This window comes from Pseudomonas protegens (assembly GCF_003732485.1).
Classification (GTDB): domain Bacteria; phylum Pseudomonadota; class Gammaproteobacteria; order Pseudomonadales; family Pseudomonadaceae; genus Aquipseudomonas; species Aquipseudomonas protegens_B.
The window spans coordinates 152,462-160,049 of sequence record NZ_MOAK01000045.1; the positions used below are offsets into that span (position 1 = coordinate 152,462).

General features: G+C 63.5%; 6 protein-coding genes. 2 read left to right on the plus strand and 4 right to left on the minus strand.

Annotated features, from left to right (window positions below):
• From peaD to peaA, 4 genes are all read right to left on the minus strand, one after another.
• Window positions 1-859, minus strand: an 859-nt coding sequence (gene peaD, locus BLX41_RS11565) for a quinohemoprotein amine dehydrogenase subunit beta (protein WP_259744721.1), incomplete at its 3' end; no start/stop codon positions are given.
• Window positions 860-882: 23 nt separating this feature from the next.
• Window positions 883-1,206 (minus strand): quinohemoprotein amine dehydrogenase subunit gamma, encoded by a 324-nt coding sequence (qhpC, locus tag BLX41_RS11570; RefSeq protein ID WP_102861784.1) that lies wholly within the window; start codon window positions 1,204-1,206, stop codon window positions 883-885.
• Window position 1,207: 1 nt separating this feature from the next.
• Window positions 1,208-2,641, minus strand: a complete 1,434-nt coding sequence (gene peaB / locus BLX41_RS11575; protein ID WP_123724979.1) for a quinohemoprotein amine dehydrogenase maturation protein — start codon at window positions 2,639-2,641, stop codon at window positions 1,208-1,210.
• Between the two features lie 79 nt (window positions 2,642-2,720).
• Entirely contained in the window at window positions 2,721-4,301 is a 1,581-nt protein-coding gene (gene peaA, locus BLX41_RS11580; RefSeq protein ID WP_123724998.1) for a quinohemoprotein amine dehydrogenase subunit alpha, read from the minus strand.
• Between the two features lie 380 nt (window positions 4,302-4,681).
• Here peaA and BLX41_RS11585 point away from each other — a divergent pair, with 380 nt between their 5' ends.
• Together BLX41_RS11585 and BLX41_RS11590 are read left to right on the plus strand one after the other, a co-directional pair.
• A complete protein-coding gene (locus BLX41_RS11585) occupies window positions 4,682-6,337 on the plus strand; it encodes a WG repeat-containing protein (protein WP_123724980.1) in 1,656 nt (551 codons plus the stop codon).
• Between the two features lie 93 nt (window positions 6,338-6,430).
• A complete protein-coding gene (locus BLX41_RS11590) occupies window positions 6,431-7,096 on the plus strand; it encodes an HAD family hydrolase (RefSeq protein WP_123724981.1) in 666 nt (221 codons plus the stop codon).
• Window positions 7,097-7,588: the final 492 nt, after the last annotated feature.

Genomic DNA, 7,588 nt, shown 5'->3' on the forward strand with positions numbered 1-7,588 from the left:
GCGAACGCATGCCGCTGAAGTAGATTTCGGTCAGGGGGCCGAAGTCGGTAGCCTCGGTCTTGCCGGTCGCAAGGTCGACGCTGAACAGTCCGTACAGCGGCTCGGCGGTGGCCGGGTCCTGCTTCTTGTCCTTGAACTTCGCGGCGGTGTAGAGCAGCGAGAAGTCATGCCGGTAGGTTTGCTGGTTCCACACGTAGAGCACGTCCGGAGCGCTGTAGTTGGGACGTTGCCAATGGCGGCTGGGGATCAACACCTCGAACTTGCCGGTCTTGACGTCAACCTTGTACAAGTCCGGCCCGGCCACATACAGGGTACCGTCATCGCCACTTTGCATGATGGTCAGCTGGCGCGGCGCGGGGAAGCTGCGCAGCGGCTTGGCATTGAGCCCGGCGTCGGTGGCGTAGACATCCAGCCGCGGCTCCTTGACCTCGTAGCGGTCATTGAGCAGCAAGGTCGGGTTGGCCACGGTGTACAGCTCCTTGCCGTCGTGGCTGACGGTGAAGGCGAACATCGAGCGCGCCTTCTCCCCCGGGTGCTGGGTGATGCTGGCGTGGAACACCTGCTTGCAGCTGTCGAGCTCGACGCCGTAGACATCCGCGTAGTGGTTGTTCAACACGTAGGCGATCTTGCGGTCCGGCGACAGTTGCACGGTGCCGGGGCCGAAGGCGTCGGGCATCTTGCAGGTCTTGTACAGGCTGTCGCTGGCCAGATCGATGACGTGCAGGTTGTTCGGGTAATTGGTGGTCACCATGTATTCGTGACCGCTGTTGAGGGCCAGGCTCTCATCGGCCAGGGCACTGAAAGAACAGGCGCCGAGAACCGCGAGTGCGACCAGGCCGCAGGCTTTGATGCTGTGCATGCTGGAATCCTTCTTCTTGTTCATCACTTGTCTTTCGGGAAGACAGTGCCGAGGTTGCGCCAGTTGTCGTTGGAGGCCTGGGCGTCCTTGTTCCAGTCGGGGTAGGTGCTCATCATGTCCGGCACCTGGGCCGGCCACCAGCACGGGTCGGAGCAACCATAGAGGTCGGCCTCCATGGGCTGGCACAACGACGACACACCACCAAAGGCGTCGATTTCCCAGCCCGGGTCGGTGGTGGACGCGCAGCCGGCCACGGAGTTCATCGCCAGCACGTCTTCGATCCGGTCCTGGGCCGCAGCCTCGGTCAGTTTCTGAGCTTTGTTATTGATCGGCTTGAGATGTTTCATGTCAGTGAGCCTTGCGCGGAGTGATGTAGCTGCTGATGAACCCAGGGTTGTGAGCCATGATCCGGCTGTAGACTTCGATGCCGAAATCCACCCAGTCACGCATCAGTTCGCAATAGTGATAAGTCGGATGCGCCGGGTCGCCGTAGCGGGCGTAGCTCTCGTGGTAGCAGCCGCCGGAACACAGGTTGCGGATGCGGCAGCTGTCGCAGCCGGTGTTGGTCCGGTCCAGGCGCTGGGACAGGAAGTCGTTGAGTTCCACCTGCTTGACCCCGCCGTCATGCACGTTACCGAAGGTCGGCAAGGATGAGCCGGTGAAGCGGTGGCACAGGTTCAGTTCACCCTTGTGGTCCACCGCCAGCATCTTCAGCCCCGCGCCGCAAGGCAGCGCCTTCTTGTGGCCTTCGTGGATGTCGGTGATCAGTTGGTGCAGGTTGGAGAAACCGATATTGCGGTGTTCCAGGGCCGCCTCCAGATAACGCCGCCCCAGGCGCTTCATGCTGGCGAAGACTTCGATCAACTCCTCGCTGCTGAGGTTGAAGCTGCTGATGTCCCCCGAGGTCACCGGGGCGAATCCCACTTCGGCAAACCCCAGCTCGTTGAACAGGTGGTCCCAGATGGTCTCAAGGTCGGTGACCCCGGTGGTCAGGGTCACCCGCGCCCCCACTGGCCGGCTGTTGTAGCGCGCCAGGAGCATCTGCGCCTTGCGCCGTACCACGTCATAGGTGCCCTGCCCGCCCACAGTGATGCGGTTGCGGTCGTGCACGGTCTTGGGTCCGTCGATGCTCACCGACAGCCCGAAACGATGAGCGTTGAGGTAATCCACTACCTCCTCGGTCAGCAGCGTGGCGTTGGTGGTCATGACGAACTCGACGAACTTGCCGGCGGCGGCAAAGCGCTGTTCGCAGTAGTCCACCATGGCCTCGATCAGCGGCCGGTTGCTCAAGGGTTCGCCGCCGAAGAACACCACGGTGTAGCGCTCCTCGTCCGGGGACTCCTGGAGCAGCATCTCCACCGAGGCAATGGCCGTGTCCAGGCCCATCTTCTTGCCCGCCGAGGGCTTGTCCAGGTCTTCCTTGTAGCAGTAGGTGCAGCTCAGGTTGCAGCCAGTGTTGACGTTGAGCACCACGGTATTGATCGCCGTGCGCTCGACCCGCTTGACGCCGATTTCCGGGGTCAGGGGCGAGCCGTCGCTGACCAGCTCCAGGGCGATCAGTTCGCGCAGGGTGTCGCTGACATCCAAGCCGTCGTAAGCGCCAGCCAGCTGTTGGATCAAGTCTTCCGGGGTACAGCCCGGCCCGCGAAGGGCATCGATGATGCTGCAGGTCAAGGCATCGCTGGCGAACAGCGAACTGCTGGGGATATGGAACAGCATGCGGTCGGCGTCCACCTGCACTTCATGCAGGTTGCGCTCCACCAGATTCAGAATTGCGCCCATTACAACCTCCTGTGCGAGCCCCGTTTTCGGGGCCTGCGGTCATTGCCTGAAAGTGTCTGTCGGTAGCGTTCGAAGGCCTTCAGGGAATGGGTGGATTGTTCCAGCGTTGCACGGTGACGATCAGCTGGCCCTCGCCGGTCAGGGCCTTGCCGGCGTCATCCACGGCGGCGATCACCTTGAGGTTGCCGGCGTTGTTGGTGGACATCTTGCGCTGCGGGTTGGGCCCGGCATCCCCCGGGGTGAACACGCCGCTGTCAGCCTGCATGCTGCCGGCGTACTTGACGTCTTCGTCCTTGGCCGCCTGCTCGTCGAAGGCCTCGACCTTCCACTGCGCCGGCATCACGCCGATGCGATAGGCCTTGCCGTCGGCGCCCTGGCCCCAGGCCTCGGCATCGAAACGCCCCTGGACCTTGGGCGTCGAACCGCCGCCGTCACCCACTCGCGCCACAGCGAACGCCGGCACCACCTTGACCTCGGCGATGCGGCTGTACACCGCCAGCGTGGCGCCCTTGAGGCTGCCGACACTGACTTCGCGCAGCCCCGGCTGGGCGCTGGCCGCCGCCTTGAGCTTGAGGCGGATGCGCTCCGGGCTCTGCTCCAGCACCTGCACCACCTCGACGCCCTTGCCGAAGCTCGGAGTGCCCGCAAGACCGGCGCCCACCAGGGTCACTTCGGCCTCCTCGCCGGCCTTCAGGTAACCCGGCTGCACCGCCAGCAGCCGGCTGCTGCCCTGCTTGGCAGCGATGAAGTCCAGGCCGCGCTCGTCGTGCTCAGCCTCGAACATCCGCCCTTGCAGGGCGTTGCCCTGGGCCGCCAGCACCTGGCGCATGACCACGCCGTCGACGGTGACATTGCCGCGCCACTCATAACCGTTGTAGAGGATCGCGCTGCCCTGGCCATTGAACGGGCTGCCATCGGCGTACCGGCCCTTGACGCTGACCTTGAACTGATCGCCTTCCCCGGCGCTGACGCTCATCACCCCGGCCAGTTCGCCCTTGCCCGGCAGGTGGCCGCTGAAGCTCCAGTCCCCCGCCAGCGCAGCCGCTTGCGGGCGGGCCTGTTGCCAGGCCTTCCAGGCCGGGTTGTCGAGGGGATAACGCTGGGCCAGCAAGGGCACCATTTCCTTGAGGGCGGTGGGCAACCACTCGCGGTCCCGGGACAGGGCCTGGTACTCCAGGGACGGCCACTGGCCGAGGTGGAAGTTCACCAGGCGCTCCCATTCCTGGGCCGGGCGCCGTTGCAGAGCGATGCGCGCGCCAGAGTGGCAACGGGCGCACATCTGGCTGGTCTGCTCGTCGAAGTGCTCGACGGTGTTCAGGCGCCGCTCCAGGGCGTAGCGCACGCCGTCGGTCTCGCTGGGGGCCAGGCCCTGATTATCGGCGAGGTACTTGACCAGGGTACGGCGGTCGTCATCGCTGATTTGCAGCCCGTGCATGGTCTGCATGCGGGCAATGCTCATCAGCCAGCCTTCCGGGGTCTTGCGCTGATGGCTGATGCGGCTCAGGGCGTCCCCGGCCTCGGGGGTATGACAGCCCTGGCAGGTTTCCTTGAGGATGCTCTGCGCATCCCGGGCGGCAAAACTCGAAGGGGCATGCAAGGCGCTACAGGTGGCAATGGCCAGCAGGCTGGCGCTCAGCCTAAGGCGGAGTTTTCTCTTCATCAGGGTCGAACCTCCCACGGTGCTTTCTTATTTTTAGCGAGTCGTTTTTATGGTTTCTGCCATGTCCGGCGACACCGGCCATGGAGGCAAGAGAAACGTCTGAAGCTATGCAATACACGGAGCGTGCCAGCTTACAAACCAGCGCCCGATCAATGACTTAGACAGATGCCCCGAGCGCCATCGGGCTGATGGGTGTTACCCGCCGTACAATTTCGCGACAAACGTCTCAGTCTGAGACAGGGTTTAGCGCTGTACCTGTGGTTTTCTTTGCAATTGGATCTTGCATTTATCCGGCGCCACCGCAGAATCACCCGCGCTTTGCCTGCTCCACATTCAGGGGCGCTCTGCACTACCCCTCATTTACAAGGAACCTGAAGTTCATGGATAGAAGCGCCTGTGCCCGTCTCGGCTCGCTGATCCTCTCGTTGTCGGCTCTGACCCTGGTCGGATGCAAGGAAGACTCCAGTCCCAAAACCGCCACACTCGCGCCGGCCCCGGCTCCGGCGGCCATGGTCATGCCGATCTGCGCCAATGGCGAATGCGCCGTACTGGACCAGAACGGTGCGGTACTGGTCAGCGCCGACAACGACTACGACGCCGTGGTCGCCATGCCCCTGGAAAAGAGCTTCCTGTTCGCCAAGGACGGCACCTGGAACCTGGCCAGCGCCGATGGCAAGCAAGTCATCAAGGCCGACTTCACCGATGACCTGCGTCTGCTGACCCCCGGCCTCTTCGGCTTCGGCCAGGACGGCAAGCTGGGGATCATCGACCAGGCCGGCCAGCAGATTCAGCCGCCGCGCTTCGACGATCTGTACGTGGGCGGCAACGACGATTTCATCGTCTACGAAATCGGCGGCAAGCGCGGCATTCTCAGCGCCACCGGGCAGGTGATCACCGAAGCCGTGTTCGACAGCAGCATGGTCCGCGATGATTTCGCCAAACGCGGCTGGTGGATGATCGCCGAGCGCGGCAGCGACAAGTGGGCGCTGAACCTCAAGACCGGCGAGCAGAAAAAGATCGACTTCGACAGCATCGACTACTTTGCCAACCAGCATCTGGTGGTCAGCACCGAACAGGGCAAGGCCCTGGCCGATGCCAAGGCCCAGTTGATCAGCGCCGCCACCTACAACTGGATGGGCGAGCCGGGTGACGGCCTGGTGGCCTTCCGCGAACAATACGACAGCCCCTGCGGCTACATGGACTTCCAGGGCAAGACCGTGATCCAGGCCCAGTTCGGCACCTGCCAGGTGTTCGGCAAGCAGGGCGCGCTGGTCACCGCCAAGAATGCCGACGGCAGCTCCGGCAAAGCCGGGATGATCGATCGCCAGGGCCAGTGGAAGGTGCAACCGGTCTATGACTCGGCAGACCCGGCCGGCTTCAGCCCCCTGGGGATGTTCAAGCAGGTATCGGGGCTGAATCAGGTCGCGGTGCTGCAAAACGTATTCAGCGCCACCTTCGGCATCTTCGATGTGGACAAGGGCGTCGAGCTGTTCAAGCCCACCTACGCCCAGATCGGTGCGATCAACGCCGACCTGTTCGTCTTCAGCACCGCCAACAGCCCGACCAAGCAGGCCACCCTGTTCGGCCAGGCCACCCAAGTGCGCACCGTGGGCCTGATGGACGCCAGCGGCAAGGTGCTGCTGGAGCCGGGCCAGTACGTCGATATCCATCTGGATGCCAGCGGCCACTACCTGCTGGCCACCGACGACACCTCGCCCCTGGCCACCTCAGCCCTGTATGACCTCCAAGGCAAGCGCCTGATCGCCAGCAAGTGGCAGGAGCTGGTGGTGGACCAAGCCCGCGGCGCGATCTTCGGCTATGCCGTGGAAGGCCTGGGCGACGACCAGACCCGCAGCCTCAAGGCCCTGTATCGCCTGGACGGCACCCCGAGCTTCCAGGTCAGCCAGGTGGAGTGCGGCGCCGAGCAGGTGCGTGACGGCCAGGACAAGGTGCTGTGGCCGGCCAACCCGCAGGAGCACTGCCCACAACCGGACGAAGAAGAAAACCAGGGCGAAGGCGACAACGCTCAGGGCTGAGGCCACCGGTCACGGTTGGGATCAAGCCTGCTAGGATGCGGGCTTGATCGATTCAGCCAACCGGCCCGGATGGGGCCCGACAGGAACTGTCCCATGCTCAACGCTCTGCTTTTCGACCTCGACGGCACCCTGACCGACACCGACGCCCTGCACCTGCTGGCCCTGCAACAGTTGTTGCACGAAGAAGACGGCCGGGTGTTCACCGAGCAAGAGTTCGCCGCCCACGTCAGCGGCCAGGCCAACGCCAATATGTGCCGCTACCTGTTCCCCGAACGCAGCGTGGCGGAACATGAGGCCTTCGCCGAACGCAAGGAAGTGCGTTTTCGTCAATTGTCCCCCCAACTCAAGCCCATGCCCGGCCTGCTGCGCCTGCTGGATTTTGCCGCCGAGCACGGCATTGGCGTGTGCGTGGTGACCAACGCCCCGCGGGCCAACGCCGAGCACATGCTCAAGGTGCTGGGCCTTGAGGAGCGTTTCCAGACGGTCCTGGTGGCCGAGGAACTGCCCCGGGCCAAGCCCGATCCCCTGCCCTACCTCAGCGGCCTGGAATGCCTGCAAGCCAGGGCCGAGCATTCCCTGGCCTTCGAGGACTCGGTCCCCGGGCTGACCGCCGCGGTCAAGGCCGGCATCTGCACCTTCGGCCTGGCCACCAGCCAGCAACCACAGACCCTGCTGAGTGCCGGCGCCCATCGGGTGATTCAGGACTTCGACGACCCACAGCTGTGGGCCGAGATTCACCGCCGCCTCAACCTGGCCTGAAGGGCCGGCCGCCACGAAGCCGGGCGCCCATAAAGGCACTGAGCATGGATCAGGTCTTGAAAGGAATATCGCTGGAGCGTGCAGCGGGACGGTTGGCGCAGGCCAATCAGAGCGGAAACAACAGGTGAGGAGCGATAGCTGGGAAACAAACAGGTGGGAAACAGCAGGTGGGAAACGAGAAGCAGGAAAAAGCAGGAAGGAAAAAGTGCTCGCCCATCACTTCGGCAGTGGCACCTAGGCCGAAGTACCCCCTTTGGCTGGGCGAGCAGGGAGAAATATACGCGGGCGCTGGGGACGGTCCTATCGGACAGATCCTAAAACGCGGTGCGATCTGGACAAATGACTTTAGGTTTTTTCCTCAGCACGACCTTTTTTTCACTGTCCTTTCACCTCACCTCCTTTAGATTGATTGCCACTCCTTAACGAATCCCATTTGGCCCGCCTATAGCGGGCTTTTTTTTGCCCGGGTATCCGGCGGCCGGCACAACAGGG